We start from the raw sequence: 21,934 nt of genomic DNA on the forward strand, positions 1-21,934 counted from the left end.
CAAGTCAAGGCTGTGTGACGTGATCTTGCAGGGGACGCGCCTCGATCACGACAAAGGCCTGTGCCCAGGGGTGGTCATCGGTCAGCGTGACGTGGATGATCGCCTCGTGCCCTGCGGGGGTCAGTTCGTTCAGGCGTTCGGCGGCCCAGCCGGTGACATGCATCACCGGCTGCCCGGTGCGCAGGTTGGTGACGGCCATGTCCTTCCACGAAATGCCCATGCGCAGGCCGGTGCCGAGCGCCTTGGAACAGGCCTCTTTCGCGGCCCAGCGCTTGGCATAGGTGCCTGCGGTATCCGCACGGCGTTCGGCCTTGCGCTGTTCGGTGTCGGTAAAGACACGGTTGCGGAACCGGTCGCCGAACCGGTCAAGCGTGCCCTGAATGCGGTCGATATTTGCAAGGTCTGTGCCGATGCCGAGGATCATGTGGCTCTCATTTCTCTGGTCGGGCCAATCAACGGCAATTGATGACCACGCGCAAGCGGTTGGTTGCCGCATTCCGTGATATACTTTACCGGAATGTTCAATTTTTACGTTGGTGCGGGGGACGCAATGTCGAAAATTCCGTTCATGGCAATCGCGGTGGCTGGCATTGTCGCAAGCACCGTTTCCCCCGCTTTTGCACAGGATTGCGGAACCGAGGATACCCCCTGTCAGGTAGGAGAGTTGTCCTATCGGGTGGTTCTGCCCGAGGCCGCGCCCGAGCCGCCAGCTGTTATCTATCTGCATGGCTATGGGGCAACGGCGAATTCAGCCGTGAATCTTTCCGGCCTCGCGGCGGGCTTTACCGACCGCGGCATCGCCTTTATCGCGCCGAACGGTCAGGTCGACATTGGCAACCCCAAGGTGTTGGATTGGGGGGTGCATGATGGCTATCGCTGGCCGCGGGATGATCTGGCCGCGCTGGAGCAGATCAAGGAAGACGCCATTGCCCGTTTCGACCTGAACGCAGATCGCATTTTGCTGGCGGGGTATTCACGCGGCGGATCACTGGTTTGGGACAAGGCCTGCACGGATCATTCCTTTGCCTTTGCCTATGCCTCGGCATCAGGGGCCTTTTGGGAGCCAATGTGGCGGCGGTGCAGTGGCCCGGTTCACATGCATCATTCCCACGGATTTGCAGACCGGACCGTCCCGCTGGAGGGGCGTTTTGTGACCTTTGGGGACTATGATTTCGAACAGGGCAGCGTTTTGAAATCCATTGAAATTCTGACCAGAACCAATGGATGCGGGCAGATGGCAAACAGCGTTGCAACAGAGGGCGCAACCTGGCGAAAGAAGTGGAGCAAGTGTCAGGACGGCTCTGTCACCCTGGCGCTTGGGCCACATGGCCACGGCAGGCAGCCCGGTTGGGCAAATGCCGTGGCGGAATGGTTTTTGGAAATCTCGAACGCGCCCTAGCGCTTCCACCGGCTTTTGCCGAAATCAATTTCGCCTGCTTTACAACAACCGCACCGTCAGGATCTTGTAACTCGCCACGCCAAAGAACCCGGCGAAGGCGAAATCGAACCAGCGGCGGGCGCGGCGGTAGGTGCGGACCATGCGGGCGGATGAGAACAGGAACGCATAGCCGATGAAGATCAGCAGCGATCCTGCGTACAGCATGGCGAAATAGCCCAGCAGCATCGGCAGGTTGGCATCGCTCGGCGCGACGATGGCATAGATCGACCCCCAGCTGAGGATCGCCTTGGGGTTGGTCAGGTGGATCGCCGCACCTTTGGCAAAGATCGTGGGCAGCGTGCCGGTGACCGCTTTGCCCAGGGCGACCTCATCATCCGAGGTCATCGCGCGTTTCAGGGCCTTCAGCGCCAGCCAGCCCAGATAGGCCACGCCGACATAGCGGATCACCTCGAACAGCCAGACATTGGCCAGCATGACCGCCGACAGGCCCAGCGCTGCGGCAATGCCCCAAGCGGCCGATCCGGCGCAGATGCCAAGGGCAAAGGCCAGCCCGGCGGTGCGGCCTTCGTTCATGGCGGTTCCGGCAATGCCCATCGTGGCCGGGCCCGGCGAGCCCCCGGCCATCAGCCAGGCGAACCAGATGGCGATAAAGCCGGGGGTGATCACGCGCGTGCCTCGTCCATCAGACGGCGCATTTCCCGAATGGCGGGGGTGAGACCCAGAAAGATCGCCTCGCCAATCAGGAAATGCCCGATGTTCAGTTCCATGACCTCGGGGAAGGCGGCAACCGGCTTTACGGAGTCATAGGTCAGGCCATGGCCTGCATGAACCTCGAGCCCCAGCGAATGGGCAAAGGTGGACATCTGGCGCAGCGCTTCAAGCTCGCGCGCGGCGGCGTCCATGCGGCCTTCGGCATGGGCATCGCAATAGGCGCCGGTGTGCAGTTCGATCACCTCGGCACCGATACGGTGCGCGGCCTCGATCTGGCGCTGATCCGCGGCGATGAAGATCGACACGCGGCACCCGGCCTCGCGCAGGGGGGCGATGAAATGGGCCAGCTTGTTTTCCTCGCGCGCGACTTCGAGCCCGCCTTCGGTTGTGCGTTCCTCGCGCTTTTCGGGAACGATGCAGACGGCGTGCGGCTTGTGGCGCAGGGCGATTTTCTGCATCTCGTCGGTGGCGGCCATTTCAAAGTTCAGAGGCACCGACAGAACCTCCATCAGGCCGTCGATATCGGCATCCGAGATATGGCGGCGGTCTTCGCGCAGATGCGCGGTGATGCCGTCGGCGCCGGCCTCTTCTGCCAGCTTGGCGGCGCGCAACGGGTCAGGATAAGCCCCGCCGCGCGCGTTGCGCACGGTGGCAACATGATCGATATTCACACCCAGACGCAGACGGCTTTCGGACATCATTTGGTTCCTTTTGCAGATTTTCGCCCCGACCTTAGCGATCTTGGCGCGGGACTGGCAGATGTTTCTCCGGCCAGACGTTTGATTTCTTCAAACTTTGCCTTGATCTTGGCGCGGCGGCGCTGCTGGTAGGTCAGGATCAGCGGCAGGCTGAGGTAGTAGCAGATGATGCCCGCCACGATACCGGGGATGATGCCGCCGATCATGTAGGGATAGAAAACGTCGTGATAGAACTGCCCCAGCCCGTGCCAGTCGGCCACGCGATCAGTGAAGAGCGCAAGAAGGTTGTCCTTGAGGTCACCGATGGCGTCGGCGAACTTGCCCATCAGCCCCTGCGTGTCGCCTTCTTCATATTCGGTGCCCAGCAGGAAATGCCCGGTTTGCAGGCAGATCACCCCAATCGGGACATAGGTCAGGGGGTTGCCAAAGAACGTGCCGCTGAGCGCGGCCAGAATATTTCCCTTGATCAGCCGCGCACCAATTGCAGCGACCAGAAAGTGCAGCCCATAAAACGGCGTGAAGGATGCGAAAACGCCCGCCCCGATGCCGCGGGCGATCCGGTCAGGGGAATCCGGCAGGCGGCGGACACGGTGTTTGACATAGTGGAAGGCGCGGGTCCATCCGCCACGCGGATAGACGAGTTCCGATGCGACCTGAACAGGAGAGCGTCGGTCTCGGCGCTTGAATACCACCCGTGATCACCCCTTCTCAGCCAGCCGCGGTCGCGGTTTTGGTCCGGTCCCGATAACGCTCGACCGCTGCAACGTCGCTTTCAGCCTCAAGCATCAGCATCAGCGAATGCAACTGTTCAAGGTCGCGCAGTTCGACATTGATCAGCAGGCGGTAAAAATCCGGTTTGCGGTCCACAAATTCCAGGTTCGAGATATTGGCCTTTTTCTCGCCGATCAATGTGCAAATGCGCCCCAGAACCCCGGCATCGTTGCCGATGGTCAGATCCAGTGTCGCCCCATAGACGGCCGGGTGCGTGCCAGAATGCCAATGCAGATCGACCCAGCGTTCCGGTTCGCTTTCATATTGGCTGAGCTTGTCGCAGTCGATGGCGTGCACCACAACACCCTTGCCCCGGTAGGTGATGCCGACGATCCGTTCGCCCGGCAGCGGCTGGCAGCAGGGCGCGCGGTCGAATTTCTGGCCGGGTTCAAGACCGATCACGGCGCGCCGCAGCGGGATGGCGTCGCCGTCATCCTGAGCCAGTTCGGGATAGACGGCCTGAACCACCTCATGAGCGGTCAGTTCTGCACTGCCCAGACGGGCCAGCAATTCATGCCGGTCTTTCAGGCGCAGGTGCTTGGCGGCGGTATCAAGCGCCTTGTCGGTGGCCTTGCGCCCCACATGGTCAAAGCCCGAGCGCGCCAGTTCCTTGCCCAGCTTGATGAACCGTTCGCGATCCACCTCGCGCAGGGCGCGGCGGATGGCGGTACGGGCCTTGCCGGTGACAGCGATCTCAAGCCATGTGACCTGCGGTGTCTGCCCGTCAGCGGTGATGATATCGACCGACTGGCCGTTCTTCATCCGCGTCCAGAGCGGCACGCGAATGCCATCGACCTTGGCCCCCACGCAGGCATGGCCGATCCGGGTGTGGATGGCATAGGCGAAATCGATCGGGGTCGCGCCCCGCGGCAGTTTCACCACGTCGCCCTTGGGGGTGAAGCAGAAGACCTGGTCCGAATACATCTCGAGCTTGACGGCTTCGAGGAAATCTTCGTGATCATCCTCGTTGTCGAATTGCTCGGTCAGGTTGGATATCCATTTCGCCGGGTCGACGGCAAAGGGGTTTTCCGTGCGCACCCCGTCCCGGTAGGACCAGTGCGCCGCAACGCCGGTTTCGGCCACGTCGTGCATCTGGCGGGTACGGATCTGAACCTCGACCCGTTTGCCATCGCGGCCCGAAACGGTGGTGTGAATCGAGCGGTAGCCATTCGATTTCGGCTGGCTGATATAGTCCTTGAACCGACCCGGCACCGCGCGCCAGCGCTGATGGATGGCCCCAAGCGTGCGATAGCAGTCTTCTTCCGTCTGGGTGATGATGCGGAACCCGTAGATATCCGAGAGGCGCGAGAAGCCCTGATCCTTTTCCTGCATCTTGCGCCAGATCGAATAGGGTTTCTTGGCGCGGCCAAAGACTTCGGCCTCGATGCCTGCCTTTTCCAGCTCGTGGCGCATGTCGCCGGTGATGCGGTGGATCACATCGCCGGTTTCACGTTGCAGCGTGATAAAGCGACGGATGATCGACTGGCGGCCTTCGGGGTTCAGGACGCGGAACGCGAGGTCTTCCAGTTCCTCGCGCATCCATTGCATCCCCATGCGGCCCGCAAGCGGCGCGTAGATATCCATCGTCTCGCGCGCTTTTTGAACCTGCTTTTCGGGCCGCATCGCCTTGATGGTGCGCATGTTGTGCAGACGGTCGGCCAGCTTGACCAGAATGACCCGCAGGTCCTTGGACATGGCCATGAACAGCTTGCGGAAATTCTCGGCCTGCTTGGTTTCGCGGCTGGACAGTTGCAGGTTGGTCAGCTTGGTGACGCCGTCGACCAGCTTGGCGACCTCATCCCCGAACAGATCGGACACCTTGCCGTAATTGGCCTTGGTGTCTTCGATCGTGTCATGCAGCAATGCGGTGATGATCGTCGCATCATCCAGACGCTGTTCGGTCAGGATGGCGGCAACGGCAACAGGGTGGGTAAAGTAGGGCTCGCCTGAGTGGCGGAATTGCCCTTCGTGCATCTGCTGGCCAAACTCATAGGCCAGCGCGAGACGTTCAGCATTCGTCTTGGGATTGTAGTTGCGGACCAGCGCAATCAGATCGTCAGCAGAAATCATCCGGCCCGCACCTTCGTCTTTGGAGCTTACCCCTGCCCTTGAGCCTCCATCAGAGCGCGCAGGAGCTTTTCTTCGGACATGTCGTCCATCGCAGGCTTGTCCGACTCGGCACCCATCAGCAGCGCCATCTGATCTTCTTCCGGCTCATCAACCTCGATCTGGGTCTGGTTGGCCTCGATCAGGCGTTCGCGCAGGGCGTCCGCGCCTTGGGTCTCGTCGGCGATTTCGCGAAGGGACACGACAGGGTTCTTGTCGTTGTCGCGGTCAACGGTAATCGCGGCACCGGCAGAAATCTCGCGCGCCCGATGGGCGGCCAGCATTACCAGTTCGAACCGGTTTGGAACCTTGTCTACGCAATCTTCAACCGTCACGCGGGCCATTGGGCGCTCTCCGTTTCTGAGTCCATGTCAGGAAGGGGTTTATCTAAGCGCGATTCCGCGCCTTGACAAGCAGGAAATGCTGCATTTGCAGGGATCACAGCGGCGTAACCGCCGCAACCTCGGACGGGGGCAGGTCGTCGACCATCTGGGAAACCGTTCGATCAAGCACGGGGTGGCGCCAGTCGGGCACAATATCCGCCATCGGCACAAGCACAAAAGCGCGGTCCTGAAGGCGCGGATGCGGCAGGATCAGCTGATCCGGTGCCTCTTGCCGCTGTGCCTCGGGCGGCAGGGTCAGCCAGCGGTCGAACAGGGCACGATTGGGCAGAATCTGATCGCCATAGCACACAAGATCCAGATCCAGCGTCCGCATTCCCCAGCGCTGCACCCGTTCACGACCGAACTGGTGTTCAACCTCGTGCAGCACGCGCAAAAGCTGGGCCGGGGATTTGTCGGTTTCGATCAGCACAGCCGCATTCACGTAGTCCGGACCAGCGCCAGCGGGGAAGCAGGGTGTCGCAAAAAACCGGCTGACAGAGCGAATCACTACGCCCTGTTGCGAAAGTGCGTCAATTGCGCGCTGTAGCGTTACAGCGGGCCTATTTCCTCTCAGATCGAGATTTGCGCCCAATGCCACAACCGCGTTTGGCAAAGAATTGTACATATGCTACCCTATATTCGACACATTGCATACTTGCGATAACGGCCAAAAGTTCTAACTATAAGCCCACCAGATTGCGTCAATTTATAAAACACCCACTCACTCACGTAACGCGGCGCAGTCTGGATTATACCGGAAGGACCTATTTATGTTTTATAAGGACGAACGGCTAGCGCTGTTCATCGACGGCTCGAACCTTTATGCCGCGGCAAAAGCACTCGGTTTCGACATAGACTACAAACTTCTGCGGCAGGAATTCATGCGCCGTGGCAAGTTGCTTCGGGCTTTCTACTATACAGCGCTGCTTGAAAACGACGAGTATTCACCGATCCGCCCATTGGTTGACTGGCTTCATTACAACGGCTTCACCATGGTCACAAAACCGGCCAAGGAATACACCGACAGCATGGGGCGTCGGAAAGTCAAAGGAAACATGGATATCGAGCTGACAGTCGATGCCATGGAACTGGCACCGCGTGTGGATCATATCGTGCTGTTCTCGGGTGACGGGGATTTCCGCCCGCTGATCGCCAGCCTGCAACGTCAGGGCGTTCGCGTGTCGGTCGTGTCAACGATCCGCAGCCAGCCGCCGATGATTTCGGACGAGCTGCGCCGTCAGGCCGACAACTTCATCGAGTTGGAAGATCTGCGTGACGTGATCGGTCGCCCGCCGCGTGAAATGCCGGCAGAGCATCGCAGCGTCGCGGTTGCAGGCGGCAGCTGATCCGGCACCACTGCCTGTTGATGGGAAAAATTCGCGCGGTCAGGACCGGAGTCCTGGCCGCGCTTCTTTAACTAAGGATTGGTGCTGAAACATCCTCTGACTAACAACGATTCGTGTCAGATGAATGACAATGTCCTGTCTGGACCAAGGCCGGGAAAAGACTTACCTGTGCCCTAAGGAGACAGCCGAATGACCAAGCCGCCACTGACACTTTACCTGGCCGCCCCCCGCGGGTTCTGCGCCGGTGTGGACCGCGCCATCAAGATCGTTGAAATGGCCCTGCAGAAATGGGGGCCGCCGGTCTATGTGCGCCACGAGATCGTGCATAACAAATTCGTGGTCGACGGGTTGCGGGCCAAAGGGGCTGTGTTTGTCGAAGAACTGCATGAATGCCCCGATGACCGCCCGGTGATCTTTTCCGCCCATGGTGTTCCGAAATCGGTACCCGCCGAAGCCGCGCAACGTGAGATGATCTATGTGGATGCCACCTGTCCGCTGGTGTCGAAGGTTCATGTCGAGGCGCAGCGCCATGCGGATGCGGGATTGCAGATGATCATGATCGGCCACAAGGGCCATCCCGAAACCGTTGGCACCATGGGACAGCTGCCCGAGGGTGATGTGCTGCTGGTCGAAACGGTCGAGGATGTGGCCGCCGTGCAGGTGCGCGACCCCGACGCGCTGGCCTTTGTCACCCAGACCACCCTGTCGGTGGATGATACCAAGGACATCATCGCAGCCCTTCAGGCCCGGTTCCCGGCCATTGTCGGCCCGCATAAGGAAGACATTTGCTATGCCACGACCAACCGGCAGGAGGCCGTGAAGGCCGTGGCCCCCAAGGCCGATGCGCTGCTGGTTGTGGGGGCTCCGAACTCGTCCAATTCCCGCCGTCTGGTCGAGGTTGCATCGCGCGAGGGGTGCAAATACGCGCAACTGGTCCAGCGCGCGACCGAAATCGACTGGCGCGCTTTGCAGGGCATCAAAAGCGTTGCGGTGACCGCTGGCGCATCGGCCCCGGAATTGCTGGTGAACGAGGTGATCGACGCCTTCCGCGATCATTACGATGTCACTGTCGAGCCGGTCGAGACCGCAATCGAAAACGTCGAATTCAAAGTGCCGCGCGTGTTGAGGCAACCGGCGTGACCGGCGTGCCGAAGGCGCCGCTTTATCTGGGGCTGGCGGGACTGGTCCCGTTTGTCTGGGGCGCGCTGACATATCTGAACGGTGATCTGAACGACTGGGGCACGCATACATTTGGCCCGCGCTTTGTCGGGCCTTATGTGCAGCTGTTTTATGGCTCGGTCATCCTGAGCTTTATGTCAGGTGTGCTGTGGGGCTTTGCCACCAAGACCTCGGGCAGCAAGGCGGCGCTGTGTTATGGGCTGTCGGTCCTGCCTGCGCTGTGGGCCTTTGCCATGACGGGCGGCGGGCCGGTCACTGCGGGCACCAATCTGATCTACGGGTTCACTGGCTTGCTGCTGCTGGACGCCCTGTTTTCATACTGGCGGCTGACGCCGGTCTGGTGGATGCAGCTGCGTATCCTGCTGACCGCGGTCGTTCTGGCCAGCCTAGCCGTCGGAGTGTACCTGTGAGCGACAAACGCACAATTGATGCCTATACGACCAGAGTGAACGAATATCTGGCCATTCCTTTACCAGCCGAACAGCTCAAGACCCGTCAGGATTTTGCCGATGCGGTCGGTGCGGGCGGCTATGTGCTGGATCTGGGGTCAGGCCCCGGATCGGACAGCGGTTTCCTGATGCGTCAGGGGCTGAAGGTGCGGGCGCTGGATGCCACCCCCGCCTTTGTCGAACATGCCCGCCAGAACGGGGTGGACGCGCATCTGGGCACGTTCGACGATGTTACCGAAACCGCCGAGTATGACGGTGTCTACGCCAGTTTTTCCCTGCTGCACGCGCCGCGAGCGGATTTTACGCGTCACCTGAAAGCGATCCACACGGCCCTGAAGCCCGGAGGCCAGCTGTTTCTGGGCATGAAGCTGGGCACGGGCGAGCATCGTGACGATCTGGACCGCTATTACACCTATTACTCGGAAGCCGAGATCCGAGAGGCGCTGACCCAGGCCGGGTTCACGGTTGACCGCACGGTCGAAGGGGTGGGCAAGGGTCTGGCCGGGTCTTACGACGGGTTTATTCTGGTGTTCGCCCATGCCTGAGTTGTTTGCCTATACAGATGGCGCCTGTTCCGGCAATCCCGGCCCCGGAGGCTGGGGCGTGCTGCTGCGTGCGAAGAACGGGGACAGGGTATTGAAAGAGCGGGAACTGAACGGCGGCGAGGCCGAGACGACCAACAACCGAATGGAGTTGCTGGCTGCCATCAGCGCGCTTGAGACGCTGGAGCGCCCGTCGAAGATCACCATTGTCACCGACAGCGCCTATGTGAAGAACGGCGTCACCGGCTGGATATTCGGCTGGAAGCGGAATGGCTGGAAAACCTCGAACAAGAAGCCGGTCAAGAATGTCGATCTGTGGCAGCGACTGGACGAGGCGCAGGAACGACATGATGTGACATGGGAATGGGTCAAGGGCCATGCGGGCCATCCCGAAAACGAAAAGGCCGATGAACTGGCCCGCGCAGGCATGGCGCCCTTCAAGCCGAAAAAGGCACCGGCGTGAGCGCGCTGACGCTGCTGGATTATGCCTCGGTTCTGATCTTTGCGCTGACCGGGGCGCTGGTGGCCAGCCGGGCGCAGCTGGATCTGGTGGGCTTTGCCTTCATGGCCTGCCTGACCGCAGTTGGCGGCGGCACGGTACGCGACCTGCTGCTGGACCGTCACCCGATCTTCTGGGTCGGCCAGCCGGATTACATCCTGATCGCCGTCGCGGCGGCGGTGTTTGTGTTCTTTACCGCGCATCTGGTGGAAAGTCGCTATAACTGGCTGGTCTGGCTGGACAGTTTCGCACTGTCGGTCGCCGTTGCCGCCGGAACCGGTGCCGCGCTGTCACTGGATCAGCCCGGTATCATCGTCGTGCTGATGGGTGTGACGACCGGGTGTCTGGGCGGGCTGATGCGCGACGTGGTCTGCAACGAGGTGCCGCTGGTGCTGAAACAGGGCGAACTTTACGTCTCGTGCGCATTTGTGGGGGCGTTGACGGCGGTATTTGCGGTCAGGCTGGGGCTGGAGCCCGCCTTTGTATTGGGCATGTGCGCCCTTGTGTGCTGGGCCTTGCGGGCAGGGTCGCTGGTGTTTGGCTGGCAGTTGCCCGTCTACAAAAGCCGCCCGCCCCGCAACTGAACCTGTCGGTGGACGCGACCGGGGCGGGCTGATAGCTGTTTGGAACGCGCAGCCCGGAGGCCAAATGCCGTTCAGACTTACATCGATTGCGGTCTCACTGGCTTTGCTGGCCTCATGCGGCGCATATTATGCACCCGTCCGCTTTGTTGCTGAGGGTGACCGGATCATCGCCTCGGGCACTATTGACGAAACGACGCTGTCCGCTTTTGAAGACGTCACCGCCGAAAATCCCGAAGCGCGCACGCTGGTGCTGCAATATATCGAGGGGTCGGTGGATGACGACGCCAATGTCATCTTCAGCCGCGAGGTGCGCAGGGCCGGGTTCGATACTATCGTGCCCTCGGACGGTCTGGTTGCCAGCGGCGGCACCGATCTGTTCCTGGCCGGACGCCGCCGCGTTTTGCAGCCGGGAGCCTGCGTGGGCGTGCACAGCTGGGCCGGATCGGGGCTGGTGGCCACGGAGCTGCCCAAGGATGACCCGGAACATGACCGCTATCTGGATTATTTCAGGGACATCGGCGTCGATGAGTCGTTTTACTGGTACACGCTGTATGCGGCCCCGGCCGACAGCATCCACTGGATGACTGCCGCCGAGGCGAACCGGTTCGATATGACGACGAAAGCCGCCCCGGCGCTTGGTTCAGCGCTGGAGTGCGACGAGCGCTGATCTGCTGCGCTATCTGTCGAGTGAAGGTTTGCGGGACGGAATGCGCAGCCAAGGAATATGCTAACGGCGCAGGTAGGTCTGCCAGATCCAGATCACCAGCAATGCGCCCAGAACCGCGCCCACAAAGCCCGACATCCAGCCAGCGTCGGGTATCAGAGACCACAGAAGGGGCCCACCGATCATAGCCCCAACAATGCCGATCAGCATCGTCGCCGGGAGCAACCTGGCGAGCAAAACTTCAAGCGCAGCTTGGATGATGATCAGAGCGACGATGGGCATGTCACTTCCTCCAATGCGTCGGCACGATGATCAGGGCGCCGACAGACGAGATCACCGCATCCAGACCGGGAGGGCCAAAGCTGATCCCGAACATGATGCGGATGAAGTAGAACAGGAACGCCCCGCCCACGCAGATGATGATCGACTGAAGATAGCCGTTATGAGTGAACCCGGTCTGTTCGGACAGATATCCGACGATCCCGGCAATCACGACGGTCCCCATCATCACCATGAACATCGGGCTTCTCCTAGGTCAGGCGGGTGCCGGTGGGAATGGGCCAGCCCCGCAGGAAGGTTTCCCTATCCTGCGCGCCTTTGCCCGCCCGTTGCAAGCGCAGCAGTTCGACCGCGCCCTGACCACAGGCCACGTGCAGGTCGTTGTTCAGAACCTCACCCGCTGCGCCCTGCCCGTCTGCCAGCCGCGATGCCAGCAGCTTGACGCGTTCGCCATTCATTTCGGTCCATGCGCCGGGAAAGGGTGACAGCCCGCGGATTTGCCTGTCGACCTCGACCGCCGGGCGTGCCCAGTCGATGCGGGCCTCGGACTTGTCGATCTTGGCGGCATAGGTCACGCCATCCTCGGGCTGCGGTTCCTGTATCAGGTCCGGCAGCTTGGCCAGCGCCTCGACGATCAGCGCGGCCCCCATGGCCGAGAGCCGGTCATGCAGATGCGCGGTGGTTTCTTCAACCTCAATCGCGGTTGCCTGTCGCAGCAGGACCGGGCCGGTGTCCAGACCGGCCTCCATCTGCATGATACAGATCCCGGTTTCGGCATCGCCGGACATGATCGCCCGGTGGATCGGGGCGGCACCGCGCCAGCGCGGCAGCAGGCTGGCGTGGATGTTCAGGCAGCCGTGTCGCGGCGCGTCCAGAATGGGTTGCGGCAGGATCAGGCCATACGCGACGACGACGGCGATATCGGCGTTCAGCGCGGCAAATGCGGTCTGTTCGTCAGCGGATTTCAGAGAGGTTGGGTGGCGAACGGGCAGGCCCAGCGCCTCGGACCGGGCGTGAACCGGCGTCGGGCGGTCTTTCTTGCCGCGTCCGGCGGGGCGCGGGGGCTGACAGTAGACGGCGGCGATGTCGTGCCCGGCCCTGACGAGTGCGTCCAGCACCGGGACCGAAAAATCAGGGGTTCCCATGAAGATGATGCGCATCGTTGGCTCCGGCAGTTGGGACGGGTGCCGGGCTGAAGCCCGGCCTACAGACGTCAGGTTTGTTTGCGTGCCTTGCGCAGCAGCATGTCACGCTTGACCTTGCTGAGCCGGTCGAAATACATCCGCCCGTTCAGGTGGTCGATCTGATGTTGTACGCTGGTCGCGTCGATCCCGACGAAATCGCGGCGATCCAGCATGCCATGTTCGTTCAGGAACTTCACGGTCACCGCGCGCGGGCGTTTGATTGTGGCCGAGACGCCGGGCAGGTTCGGGCTGGCCTCTTCATGTTCGCGCAGTTCGATCGAGCTGTGCAGGATTTCCGGGTTTGCCAGACGCACGGCCCGGCCCCGTTCGGCAGAACCGTCAACAACGGCCAGCCGCAGCATCACCCCGATCTGTGGCGCGGCAAGACCGACGCCGGGCATCGCCTCCATCGTGTCGATCATGTCGTCCCAGATGGCGCGGACCTCATCAGTGATCTCGGGCACCTCATCCGCCTTGGTGCGCAGGCGTTTGTCAGGCCATGGCAGGCAGGTACGAACGGTCATGCACGGGCCCGTTCGCGTTTGAGCTTTTGCATCTTGCGGGTGATCATCTGCCGTTTCAGCGGCTTGAGATAGTCGATGAAAAGCTTGCCGTCCAAATGATCGATCTCGTGCTGAACGCAGGTGGCCCAGAGCCCGTCAAAGGTTTCCTGTTGCAGGTTTCCGTCGCGGTCCATCCATGTCACATCGACCACTTTGGGGCGCGTCACCTCGGCGTATTGATCGGGGATCGACAGGCAGCCTTCCTCGTAGACATTGGTTTCTTCCGAGGCCGCGATGACCTGCGGGTTGAACATGATCAGGGGGCGCGGTGCCTCGCCTTCTTCCTTGACGCAATCCAGCACGATCAAGCGATCCAGCACGCCGATCTGTGGCGCGGCAAGGCCAACACCGGGGGCGTCATACATCGTTTCCAGCATGTCATCGGCCAGCGCGCGCAGGTCGTCCGTGAGGTCGGCCACGGGGGCGCAGACCTTCTTGAGACGGGGGTCGGGATAGATCAGGATGTTACGTTTCATGAGGCTGATTTAGGCCATCCCGCCCCGCGCCGCAACGCCCCCCTTGCACCTGCCTGAATTGCGGTTAGCTTTCGGTCGAGAAAATGGAGCAGACATGACTTTCAACGACCTGATCGACCGCCGGGGCACCAACAGTTCCAAATGGGACAAGATGGAGATGCTGTATGGCGTCTCGCCCGAGGACGGGCTGGCCATGTGGACGGCCGATTCCGATTACCCGACAGCCCCCTGCGTGATCGACGCGGTGCGCAAGGCCGCGGATCACGGCGTGTTCGGGTATTCCTGGGCGCACCCGGAGTATCTGGCCTCGGTCCAGTGGTGGATGAAAACCCGCCACGACTGGGAGATTGACACGGACTGGGTTCTGACCACTCAGGGCTTGGGCAATGCAATCGCCCTGTCGCTGGATGTCTGGACCGATCCCGGTGATGGCATCGTGATCTTTACCCCCGTTTACCATGAGTTTGCCCACAAGGTGAACAAATCGGGCCGCCGGGTCGTGGAATGCCCTTTGGTGCGGGACGGGGAAAGTTATGGCCTTGACCTGGAAGATGCGCAGTCGCGGCTGGACGGGTCCGAGAAGATGTTGCTGTGGTGTTCGCCGCAGAACCCGTCGGGCCGGGTCTGGACGCCGGAGGAACTGCGCGCTGTGGCCGCATTTGCCGAGCGCAACGGGTTGATCCTTGTCTCGGACGAGATTCACCACGATCTGGTCTATCCCGGTGCCAAATTTGTGCCGATGGATGTGGCAGCCCCGGATGCGCGGCCATGGACGGTGACGCTGACTGCGGCATCGAAGACCTTCAACATCGCCGGGCAGCGGACCGGCAACATGATCATTCCCGACACCCAACTGCGCGAAGCGATGAAGCATCGGCTGGCAACGCTGGATTATGGCCCCAGCGCGTTGGGTGTGGCGATGATCACCGCCGCCTACAGCCCGGCTGGCGCGGAATGGGTGGATGCCCAGATCGCGCATCTGGACGGAAACAGGCATCTATTCGACCAGACCATCGCCGAGATTCCAGGCCTGTGGTCGATGCCCTTGCAGGCAACCTATCTGGCCTGGGTCGATTTTTCCGGCACCGGCATGGATCACGCTGAATTTGTCCGCCGATTGCGCGAGGACGCGCGGATTGCAACCTCGTCCGGGCCGGGCTTTGGCACTGGCGGAGAGACCTTCGAACGGTTCAACCTGGCCACGCAACGGGCGCGGGTCGAGGACGCCTGCGCGCGACTGAAAGGGGCCTTTGGTGACCTGCAATAATCCAGGCGGTGGCTGGGGTGGCTGACCTCACAACGGACCGCGCCTGTTGGCCGGGCGCGGACCCCATGGCGAAATCCATAGCGATAGCCAGTCCTACGGCATGGTGGGCGTCACCCTGACCAAATCTGGCACGATGAAAATCCGAGCCTAGTCTTCGTATCCCAGCAGTGCGATGGGCGCATCCGGGGCGCGATAGAAATCCAGCGGTGCCTCGTCATGGGCGGCGGTGCTGCGCTTGAACTCATACCGCATCTCGCCGCCTTCATCCTGATCGGCAATGATCAGGCATTGATACAGAAGATTGGCCCCGTCATAGATATCGACCAACCCGCGCAGGCGCGGCGTTGTTTCCGCCTCAACCGTGAAACCATCTTTCCACAATTTGAGAATTTTATACGTATTGTCACCCATTTGGACACGAAGGCGACTGGCCTTTTTCAATGTGGCGATTCGGGCGGCGTCCAACTCGGCGCGTATTTCCTTTGAAACATAAGTACTCATAAAATCACTCCCCCGCTAATGACCTCTATTGTGCGGGAACTGTTGTAAAAATCCAGTGAACGCGTTCACGCAACGGGCTGTGCCTGCGGTTTGTTGCACAGAAATACCAGCATTGCCTGTGCGCGCATGCAGGTCATGTGCGCGGGTAAACGCATAGGAACAGGCGGGTCTTGACCCTATCTTTGGCCAAACGCCTGTGCGGAGGATAAGATATGGGCCTGCTGGTCGATGGGAAATGGCAAGACACCTGGTATGACACCAAATCCACCGGTGGCGCATTCAAGCGCAGCGCGGCGCAGTTTCGCAACTGGCTGACCGCCGATGGCCGCGCGGGGCCGTCGGGCAAAAGCGGGTTCCGGGCCGAAGCCGGGCGGTATCACCTGTATGTCAGCTATGCCTGCCCCTGGGCGCATCGCACCCTGATTTTTCGCACGTTGAAAGGGCTGAATGATCTGATCCCGGTCTCGGTCGTGCATCCGGACATGCTGGATCAGGGTTGGACGTTTGAGGCGGATGATCACGGTGCCACGGGCGACGGTCTTTACGAGCTGAGCCATGCGCATCAGATCTATACCAAAGCGGATCCGTCCTATTCCGGCCGTGTCACGGTTCCGATCCTGTGGGACAAGGCACAGGAGACCATCGTTTCTAACGAAAGTTCGGAAATCATCCGCATGTTCAATTCGGCCTTCAACGGGATTACCGGAAATACCGATGATTACTGGCCCGAAGCGATGCGGGACGAGATCGAAGAGGTCAACGCGCGCATCTATTCAGACGTCAACAACGGCGTCTACAAGTCGGGCTTTGCCACCACGCAAGCGGCCTACGACGCCGCCGTGGGCCCGTTGTTCGACGCGCTGGACTGGCTGGAAGGGCGTTTGGCCCGGAACCGGTATCTGATGGGGGACCGGATCACCGAGGCCGATTGGCGGTTGTTCACAACCCTGATCCGCTTCGACCCGGTCTATCATCTGCATTTCAAGTGCAACAGGCAGCGCCTGATCGATTATCCAAACCTATGGGCCTATACGCGGGAGCTGTATCAATGGCCCGGTGTCGCCGAGACCGTGAACATGGATCATATCGTGCGCCACTATCACTACAGCCATGACAGCATCAATCCGCACCGGATCATTCCGGTGAACCCGGTGCTGGATTACAGGGAGCCGCATGGACGCGATCAGCGCCCGGCAGCGTAATGTTCGACCATCGCCGCCAGATCCTCTGGCGGCGTTTCGCTTTGAACATAGGCACAGGCATTGGGACTGTGCGCAAAAATCGACCCGTCGGAAAAGAAGGTGGTGTTGGTGACAAAAATCACCCGCGCCTCGGGGCGGCGATAGCTGGCAAAATCGGCCACAGCCAATGCGCTTCCGGTTTCCAGAACCAGATCCAGCACGATGATATCAAAATCCGTGCCATAGAGCGCCAGAATGGCGGCCTCCTGAGCGTCAACCAGCGTGACTTCGGCGTCTTGCCGCTCCAGATGTCTTTTCCAGACCCGACCAAGGTCGGGGTTACTCTCAACAATCAGAACTTTCATTTGCAACAACCTCGGCACTTGGTATGGTGAGTGGTGCCGACCCCCGTGGTCCGTGATCTCGTTATTTCCTTAACAAAGTGTTAACAGCGGCCGCACGCTTGCGTGTTCGGGCGGATTTGCTTGTGTAAATGGCAAAAATCCGCTTGAAGCACCCCGAAACCGGTCAATCCCCGCAGAGAGAGCAGATGAGTACACTTGATCACGGCTTGGACCCCCGCGCAGTTCGCGACCACGGCGGGGGGCTGGACAGGGCGATTGTCAGGTATGGCGGAGCGCGTGCAGATTGGATCGATCTGTCGACCGGAATCAATCCGCATCCTTACGCCGTTGCGGGCCTGACCGCCGGGGATTGGGCCGAATTGCCGGATCACGGTGCCTTTGAACGGCTGAGTGATGCGGCCCGCAGGTTCTGGAACGTGCCGCAGGGGGCTGCAATCCTGCCGGCACCCGGTGCATCGGCTGTCATCTCTCGTATTCCGGCGCTGGCCGCGCCAGGGCGTGTCCAGATCACGCCGCCCACCTACAACGAACACGCCGCCGCCTTTTCGGCGCAGGGGTGGCGTGTTCAGCCTGAGAGCGCGACTGACGCCCGCGTGATCGTGCATCCCAATAACCCGGACGGACGCATCTGGCAGGAAAGCGATGTCTCGGCCCCGCTGACCGTGATCGACGAGAGCTTTTGCGATGTCACGCCAGAGGCATCGTTGATCCATATGGCGGAACGTCCCGGCGTGATCGTGCTGAAGAGTTTTGGCAAGTTCTGGGGGCTGGCCGGGATGCGGCTTGGGTGTGCCATCGGGCGGCCTGAGTTGATCAACCGCCTGAACGACCTGACCGGACCCTGGTCGGTGTCCGGCCCGGCCCTGCGGGTTGGAACGCAAGCCCTGTCGGACGATGACTGGGCCGATGCCACACGCGCGCGACTGGCGGATGAGGCGGCCCGGCTGGATGCGCTGATGCTGACCAGGGGCGCGGAAATTGTCGGTGGCACCAGCCTGTTTCGTCTGTATCGGGTTGATGACGCCTTGGGGTGGCAGGACCGGCTGGCCCGCGCCCATATCTGGAGCCGTATCTTTCCTTATTCAACAACCTTTCTGCGTCTGGGTCTGCCACCGGAAAAGGGGTGGGACAGGCTGGAGGCCGCGCTGTGAACCCTGCCCTGATGCTGGTCTGCGCCATGTGTCTGGACGCCACTCTGGGAGAGCCCGACTGGCTCTGGTCCCGCGTCAAACACCCGGCGGTGATGATCGGCAACATGATCGGATGGCTGGACAAACGCCTGAACCACGGGCGCGGTCGGCGGTTGAAGGGGGTGGCGGTGCTTGCCCTTCTGATCTGCGGCGCATGGGGCCTTGGGTGTGGTCTGTCCCTGCTGGGGTCGGTGGTTGAAATTCTTGGCTGCGCGATTCTGCTGGCGCAAAAGTCGCTGGTTGCCCATGTCCGCGCGGTTGGTGACGGGTTGCAAACCTCGCTGGAAAACGGGCGGGCGCAGGTGGCTATGATCGTCTCGCGCGACACGCAGGATATGACCGGGGCACAGGTGGCGCGTTCCGCCATCGAAAGCGCGGCTGAAAACCTGAGCGACGGGGTCATTGCCCCTGCATTCTGGTTTCTGGTCGCCGGGCTTCCGGGGTTGCTGGTGTACAAGGCGGTGAACACCGCCGACAGCATGATCGGCTATCGCACCGAAACGTACCGTGATTTTGGTTGGGCTGCGGCCCGGTTCGACGACCTGCTGAACCTGATCCCTGCCCGCCTGACCTGCGTGATGATCGTGGCGCTGTCCGGCCAATGGTCGCGCTGGGTTGAGATGGTGCGGGATGCGCGGCGTCATATCTCGCCCAACGCTGGCTGGCCCGAGGCCGCCATGGCCCGCGCCCTGAATGTCGCGCTGGCGGGGCCGCGCAGCTATGATGGGCAGGTGCGCGACCTGGCCTGGGTCAATGGAGACGCCCCGCGCGAGATCGGCGCATCAGAAGTTTTTCGCGCATGTGACATGCTCTGGCGGGTTTGGGGGCTTGCGCTTGCACTCGTGTCAGTGTGGGTTGGGGCCGAACTGATATTCTGACGGACCCTTTCATGCGTATACTCTCTGGCCTGATCGCCGCCGCCCTGTTTACCTCACCTGCGCTGGCGCAATGTGGCGGTGGATTTAACTCCTTTGTCAAAGGGCTGAAGACCGAAGCCGTGCAGCAGGGGTTGGACAAATCAGCGGTGAACGGGTTTTTTGACGGGGTGCAGCAGGACAGCGCTGTGCTGAAGGCCGACCGGGCGCAGGGCGTGTTTCAGAAGCCCTTTATTGAGTTTTCCCGTCGTCTGATTTCGCAAAACCGGATCGAACGCGGGCAAGCGATGTCGCGCAAATACGATGCGGTCTTTGATCGGATCGAGCGCGAGTATGGCATTTCCCGCGGGGTGCTGCTGGCCTTCTGGGCATTTGAAACCGATTACGGATCGTTTCAGGGCGACTTCAACACCCGCAACGCCTTGGTGACGCTGGCCCATGACTGCCGCCGCCCGGAGCTGTTCCGGCCGCAGATATTCGCCGCCATCGAGCTGTATCAGAACGGTGATTTCGACCCGGCCCGCACCACCGGCGCATGGGCCGGAGAGATCGGCATGGTGCAGATGCTGCCGCGTGACATACTGGAAAACGGCGTCGATGGTGACGGTGACGGGCATGTCCGCCTGAAAAGCTCGGCCCCTGACGCGCTGATGTCGGGGGCCAGAATGCTGTCTCATCTGGGATGGCGCGCGGGTGAGCCGTGGTTGCAGGAGGTCACCGTGCCCGCGCAGATGGACTGGTCCCTGTCCGGCCCCGGCAAACCGCGTTCGGTGGCGGAATGGCAGGCGATGGGCGTTCAGGCGCGCGGCGGGTCCTTGGCCAACCTGCCCGCCTCGCTGATCCTGCCACAGGGGCGCAACGGGCCTGCCTTTCTGGCCTACCCGAATTTCGATGTCTATTTCGAATGGAACCAGAGCTTTGTCTATGTTCTGACCGCCGCTTATTTCGGAACACGGCTTGAGGGCGGCCAGATCTATGACGCGGGCAATCCCGCGCAGGGCCTGAATGGCGCACAGATGAAACAGTTGCAGACCAAGCTTCAGGCCAAAGGATATGATGTGGGCAAGATCGACGGGATCCTGGGGTCAGGGACGCGAGCTGCGACGCAGGCGGAGCAGAAACGTCTGGGCCTGCCTGCGGACGCATGGCCAACGATGGAGTTGCTGGGAAAACTCTGATCCAGCGGCCCGCACTTCTATGGTATGACGCAAAACTCGAAGATTATTCGACGATATCAGCGCCGTCACCGCTGATTATGTGACCGGATATTTCTTGGGGTCAATTCCATGTCTGTGACAGACAATATCGATGTAACTTCCCTTTGGAGGAATACCGCCGAACTTACTGCGAATACCACTGCGGGTTTCGCCCTGGAAGTGATGAAACCGGGCCCAATCGGGTTCGTAGTCTTCAATGTTCTCGACCGGGTCCAGAAACCCGCGACGCGGCCAATATAAATGCCAATGCTGGCCTCGGTCGATTTCACCAGTGACCCCCAGCGCCCAGCGGGTCACGCTTGGGCCGGTTGTCGTCCACGGAAGGTCGTAAAGCGTGAGTGTCTCGCCCGCCTCATAGCGTTTGACCAGTTTTTCAATGTGATCACTGCCCAACCAAAACGGGATCGGGACTTCTGACTCAAGGAAATTCAGGATCAGCTTCAGTGCCAGAGAATTTTTGGGAAGACGCAATACGCAATTGTTCATCGCCTTATTGCGCCAGACGACACCAAACAGATAGTCCGGTGGAACATCCAGCGGCCGGATGCAGTAGATATCCAGATCCACCCACACATAGTCGGTTTTTTGCAGCATGTGGATCCGGAAGATGTCTGAATAGACCGCCATCCGTCGTCGGCCACCGGTCAGGTTTTCGGTGGTTTCATCTGTATAGATTTCGCGGGCATCATGAACAACGACGCCGTCGGGAACATCTATGTTCAGATCCAGCACGTACAGGTGGAAGACATAGCCATGATCCAGAAAGGACTGAATGCATACTCTTTCAACGCAAGATAACGGCGAGCCAAACCAGAAACTTGCAACTTGAAAATCCAAAACAGCACCTCTTGCCCAAAGCCGAAACGGGATCGCTGCTGCACTAACGAAGCGGTGCGTGGCTCGTCAACCGCAGCGGCGGTTTTGGCGCGACTTACCCTGCTTTGCGCCAGTGCGTTGTGTCGGGGTGCCCACAGTTTGGTTCTGGCCCGTCTTCGGGCGCGCATATTTGGGCTGGTGTTCCCGGCATGGCCTTTGACGTTTGCCGCAGGTTCAGTTCGCTGCGCGGGTTGGTCCATGCCAAAGTGACCGGCGTGAACCAGTGACTCCCTTATTCGGGCCGCACCGGGTACCGATCCCCTTTCTGATCGATCAGGATCAGCCGCTCGCCACTGTGGACATACAGGTCGCAGCGGCTGAACCCGTTGTGGTACGCGATGCAGACGGAACCGTCATCGGCGATGGCGTAGGTTCCGAATGCAGAATCTCCGCCCGCGTAGGTATAGGAATAGGCGCCCCCGGCCGAAAACTTGGCCTGACCATCATCGTAGAAGGTCAGCGTCTGACCCGCGAGGGCGTCAAGCTCGGCCACTGTCAGCGGGACATCGCCGGATTTGACGGGCCAGTCAGCGGCGACAACCGGAGTGGCAGCGATGAGGGCGGAGATCAGGAAACGCGTCATGAGGCCAAGGTAGCGCGTTATGCCTGCAATCATCATAACGTTGCAG

Annotated in this window: 29 protein-coding genes; 13 read left to right on the forward strand and 16 right to left on the reverse strand. The window is 60.8% G+C overall.

Going from position 1 to position 21,934, the window contains the following annotated elements:
• Positions 1 to 4: 4 nt before the first annotated feature.
• Positions 5 to 424 carry a holo-ACP synthase gene (acpS, locus tag ACR0ES_RS13075; RefSeq protein WP_209506227.1) on the reverse strand — a complete coding sequence of 140 codons (420 nt, stop codon included), beginning with the start codon at positions 422 to 424 and terminating at the stop codon, positions 5 to 7.
• 126 nt (positions 425 to 550) lie between these two features.
• On the opposite strand from acpS, the gene ACR0ES_RS13080 reads away from it, so the two are divergent.
• Positions 551 to 1,399 carry a CE1 family esterase gene (locus ACR0ES_RS13080; RefSeq protein ID WP_480870922.1) on the forward strand — a complete coding sequence of 283 codons (849 nt, stop codon included), beginning with the start codon at positions 551 to 553 and terminating at the stop codon, positions 1,397 to 1,399.
• Between the two features lie 39 nt (positions 1,400 to 1,438).
• On the opposite strand, the gene ACR0ES_RS13085 is transcribed toward ACR0ES_RS13080, so the two are convergent.
• The 6 genes from ACR0ES_RS13085 to folK all read right to left on the reverse strand — a co-directional run bounded on the left by ACR0ES_RS13085 (position 1,439) and on the right by folK (position 6,693).
• Positions 1,439 to 2,065 carry a LysE family translocator gene (locus ACR0ES_RS13085; protein ID WP_480774147.1) on the reverse strand — a complete coding sequence of 209 codons (627 nt, stop codon included), beginning with the start codon at positions 2,063 to 2,065 and terminating at the stop codon, positions 1,439 to 1,441.
• The gene (locus ACR0ES_RS13090) at positions 2,062 to 2,808 is read right to left on the reverse strand and encodes a pyridoxine 5'-phosphate synthase (protein WP_480774148.1); all 747 of its coding nucleotides are present in this window, start codon (positions 2,806 to 2,808) and stop codon (positions 2,062 to 2,064) included. Before ACR0ES_RS13090 ends, ACR0ES_RS13085 begins: the two co-directional genes overlap by 4 nt.
• Positions 2,808 to 3,500, reverse strand: coding sequence for a DUF2062 domain-containing protein (locus ACR0ES_RS13095; protein WP_267364078.1), 693 nt, complete (start codon positions 3,498 to 3,500; stop codon positions 2,808 to 2,810). Before ACR0ES_RS13095 ends, ACR0ES_RS13090 begins: the two co-directional genes overlap by 1 nt.
• A 16-nt stretch (positions 3,501 to 3,516) precedes the next feature.
• Positions 3,517 to 5,649: a RelA/SpoT family protein gene (locus tag ACR0ES_RS13100; RefSeq protein WP_480870924.1), complete on the reverse strand. Its 2,133-nt coding sequence runs from the start codon at positions 5,647 to 5,649 to the stop codon at positions 3,517 to 3,519.
• A 26-nt stretch (positions 5,650 to 5,675) separates the two neighbouring features.
• Positions 5,676 to 6,029 (reverse strand): DNA-directed RNA polymerase subunit omega, encoded by a 354-nt coding sequence (gene rpoZ / locus ACR0ES_RS13105; protein WP_209506215.1) that lies wholly within the window; start codon positions 6,027 to 6,029, stop codon positions 5,676 to 5,678.
• 94 nt (positions 6,030 to 6,123) lie between these two features.
• Positions 6,124 to 6,693, reverse strand: a complete 570-nt coding sequence (folK, locus tag ACR0ES_RS13110) for a 2-amino-4-hydroxy-6-hydroxymethyldihydropteridine diphosphokinase (RefSeq protein WP_480870926.1) — start codon at positions 6,691 to 6,693, stop codon at positions 6,124 to 6,126.
• A 145-nt stretch (positions 6,694 to 6,838) separates the two neighbouring features.
• Here folK and ACR0ES_RS13115 point away from each other — a divergent pair, with 145 nt between their 5' ends.
• From ACR0ES_RS13115 to ACR0ES_RS13145, 7 genes are all read left to right on the forward strand, one after another.
• Entirely contained in the window at positions 6,839 to 7,414 is a 576-nt protein-coding gene (locus ACR0ES_RS13115; RefSeq protein ID WP_209506211.1) for a LabA-like NYN domain-containing protein, read from the forward strand.
• A gap of 189 nt (positions 7,415 to 7,603) precedes the next feature.
• On the forward strand, positions 7,604 to 8,554 hold the full coding sequence (ispH, locus tag ACR0ES_RS13120) for a 4-hydroxy-3-methylbut-2-enyl diphosphate reductase (protein ID WP_480774151.1): 951 nt from the start codon (positions 7,604 to 7,606) through the stop codon (positions 8,552 to 8,554).
• Positions 8,551 to 9,003, forward strand: coding sequence for a DUF3429 domain-containing protein (locus tag ACR0ES_RS13125; RefSeq protein ID WP_480774152.1), 453 nt, complete (start codon positions 8,551 to 8,553; stop codon positions 9,001 to 9,003). Before ispH ends, ACR0ES_RS13125 begins: the two co-directional genes overlap by 4 nt.
• A complete protein-coding gene (locus tag ACR0ES_RS13130; protein ID WP_480774153.1) occupies positions 9,000 to 9,587 on the forward strand; it encodes a class I SAM-dependent methyltransferase in 588 nt (195 codons plus the stop codon). The genes ACR0ES_RS13125 and ACR0ES_RS13130 overlap by 4 nt, the downstream gene beginning before the upstream one ends.
• Positions 9,580 to 10,047, forward strand: a complete 468-nt coding sequence (rnhA, locus tag ACR0ES_RS13135) for a ribonuclease HI (RefSeq protein WP_209506201.1) — start codon at positions 9,580 to 9,582, stop codon at positions 10,045 to 10,047. The genes ACR0ES_RS13130 and rnhA overlap by 8 nt, the downstream gene beginning before the upstream one ends.
• Complete coding sequence (locus tag ACR0ES_RS13140; protein WP_480774154.1) at positions 10,044 to 10,667, forward strand: trimeric intracellular cation channel family protein; 624 nt, start codon at positions 10,044 to 10,046, stop codon at positions 10,665 to 10,667. The genes rnhA and ACR0ES_RS13140 overlap by 4 nt, the downstream gene beginning before the upstream one ends.
• A 64-nt stretch (positions 10,668 to 10,731) precedes the next feature.
• A complete protein-coding gene (locus tag ACR0ES_RS13145) occupies positions 10,732 to 11,334 on the forward strand; it encodes a COG3904 family protein (protein ID WP_480774155.1) in 603 nt (200 codons plus the stop codon).
• 60 nt (positions 11,335 to 11,394) lie between these two features.
• On the opposite strand, the gene ACR0ES_RS13150 is transcribed toward ACR0ES_RS13145, so the two are convergent.
• From ACR0ES_RS13150 to def (ACR0ES_RS13170), 5 genes are read right to left on the reverse strand one after another with little or no spacing between them, the layout of a single operon-like run.
• A complete protein-coding gene (locus tag ACR0ES_RS13150; RefSeq protein WP_480559671.1) occupies positions 11,395 to 11,613 on the reverse strand; it encodes a GlsB/YeaQ/YmgE family stress response membrane protein in 219 nt (72 codons plus the stop codon).
• Position 11,614: 1 nt separating this feature from the next.
• Positions 11,615 to 11,851, reverse strand: a complete 237-nt coding sequence (locus ACR0ES_RS13155; protein ID WP_209506192.1) for a hypothetical protein — start codon at positions 11,849 to 11,851, stop codon at positions 11,615 to 11,617.
• A 10-nt stretch (positions 11,852 to 11,861) separates the two neighbouring features.
• Positions 11,862 to 12,770 (reverse strand): methionyl-tRNA formyltransferase, encoded by a 909-nt coding sequence (gene fmt, locus ACR0ES_RS13160; RefSeq protein ID WP_480870928.1) that lies wholly within the window; start codon positions 12,768 to 12,770, stop codon positions 11,862 to 11,864.
• 53 nt (positions 12,771 to 12,823) lie between these two features.
• Positions 12,824 to 13,318, reverse strand: coding sequence for a peptide deformylase (gene def / locus ACR0ES_RS13165; RefSeq protein ID WP_209506187.1), 495 nt, complete (start codon positions 13,316 to 13,318; stop codon positions 12,824 to 12,826).
• Complete coding sequence (gene def / locus ACR0ES_RS13170; RefSeq protein ID WP_209506185.1) at positions 13,315 to 13,833, reverse strand: peptide deformylase; 519 nt, start codon at positions 13,831 to 13,833, stop codon at positions 13,315 to 13,317. Before def (ACR0ES_RS13170) ends, def (ACR0ES_RS13165) begins: the two co-directional genes overlap by 4 nt.
• A 94-nt stretch (positions 13,834 to 13,927) precedes the next feature.
• On the opposite strand from def (ACR0ES_RS13170), the gene ACR0ES_RS13175 reads away from it, so the two are divergent.
• Positions 13,928 to 15,100 (forward strand): MalY/PatB family protein, encoded by a 1,173-nt coding sequence (locus ACR0ES_RS13175; RefSeq protein ID WP_480870930.1) that lies wholly within the window; start codon positions 13,928 to 13,930, stop codon positions 15,098 to 15,100.
• 147 nt (positions 15,101 to 15,247) lie between these two features.
• On the opposite strand, the gene ACR0ES_RS13180 is transcribed toward ACR0ES_RS13175, so the two are convergent.
• Complete coding sequence (locus ACR0ES_RS13180) at positions 15,248 to 15,601, reverse strand: hypothetical protein (RefSeq protein WP_480774158.1); 354 nt, start codon at positions 15,599 to 15,601, stop codon at positions 15,248 to 15,250.
• Between the two features lie 212 nt (positions 15,602 to 15,813).
• Here ACR0ES_RS13180 and ACR0ES_RS13185 point away from each other — a divergent pair, with 212 nt between their 5' ends.
• Positions 15,814 to 16,803 carry a glutathione S-transferase family protein gene (locus ACR0ES_RS13185; RefSeq protein WP_480870932.1) on the forward strand — a complete coding sequence of 330 codons (990 nt, stop codon included), beginning with the start codon at positions 15,814 to 15,816 and terminating at the stop codon, positions 16,801 to 16,803.
• On the opposite strand, the gene ACR0ES_RS13190 is transcribed toward ACR0ES_RS13185, so the two are convergent.
• The gene (locus ACR0ES_RS13190) at positions 16,785 to 17,147 is read right to left on the reverse strand and encodes a response regulator transcription factor (RefSeq protein ID WP_209506176.1); all 363 of its coding nucleotides are present in this window, start codon (positions 17,145 to 17,147) and stop codon (positions 16,785 to 16,787) included. The genes ACR0ES_RS13185 and ACR0ES_RS13190 overlap by 19 nt on opposite strands.
• A 185-nt stretch (positions 17,148 to 17,332) precedes the next feature.
• Between ACR0ES_RS13190 and ACR0ES_RS13195 the strand changes: the two genes are divergently transcribed.
• From ACR0ES_RS13195 to ACR0ES_RS13205, 3 genes are read left to right on the forward strand one after another with little or no spacing between them, the layout of a single operon-like run.
• Positions 17,333 to 18,298 carry a threonine-phosphate decarboxylase gene (locus tag ACR0ES_RS13195; protein WP_480870934.1) on the forward strand — a complete coding sequence of 322 codons (966 nt, stop codon included), beginning with the start codon at positions 17,333 to 17,335 and terminating at the stop codon, positions 18,296 to 18,298.
• The gene (gene cbiB, locus ACR0ES_RS13200) at positions 18,295 to 19,215 is read left to right on the forward strand and encodes an adenosylcobinamide-phosphate synthase CbiB (protein WP_480870936.1); all 921 of its coding nucleotides are present in this window, start codon (positions 18,295 to 18,297) and stop codon (positions 19,213 to 19,215) included. Before ACR0ES_RS13195 ends, cbiB begins: the two co-directional genes overlap by 4 nt.
• An 11-nt stretch (positions 19,216 to 19,226) precedes the next feature.
• A complete protein-coding gene (locus ACR0ES_RS13205; protein WP_480870938.1) occupies positions 19,227 to 20,390 on the forward strand; it encodes a lytic murein transglycosylase in 1,164 nt (387 codons plus the stop codon).
• A gap of 75 nt (positions 20,391 to 20,465) precedes the next feature.
• Here the strand turns inward: ACR0ES_RS13205 and ACR0ES_RS13210 are convergent, their stop codons facing one another.
• Together ACR0ES_RS13210 and ACR0ES_RS13215 are read right to left on the reverse strand one after the other, a co-directional pair.
• Positions 20,466 to 21,266: a hypothetical protein gene (locus ACR0ES_RS13210; protein WP_480870940.1), complete on the reverse strand. Its 801-nt coding sequence runs from the start codon at positions 21,264 to 21,266 to the stop codon at positions 20,466 to 20,468.
• 271 nt (positions 21,267 to 21,537) lie between these two features.
• Positions 21,538 to 21,921: a hypothetical protein gene (locus tag ACR0ES_RS13215; protein WP_480870942.1), complete on the reverse strand. Its 384-nt coding sequence runs from the start codon at positions 21,919 to 21,921 to the stop codon at positions 21,538 to 21,540.
• Positions 21,922 to 21,934 lie beyond the last annotated feature (13 nt).

Source organism: Ruegeria sp. N7 (assembly GCF_056531345.1).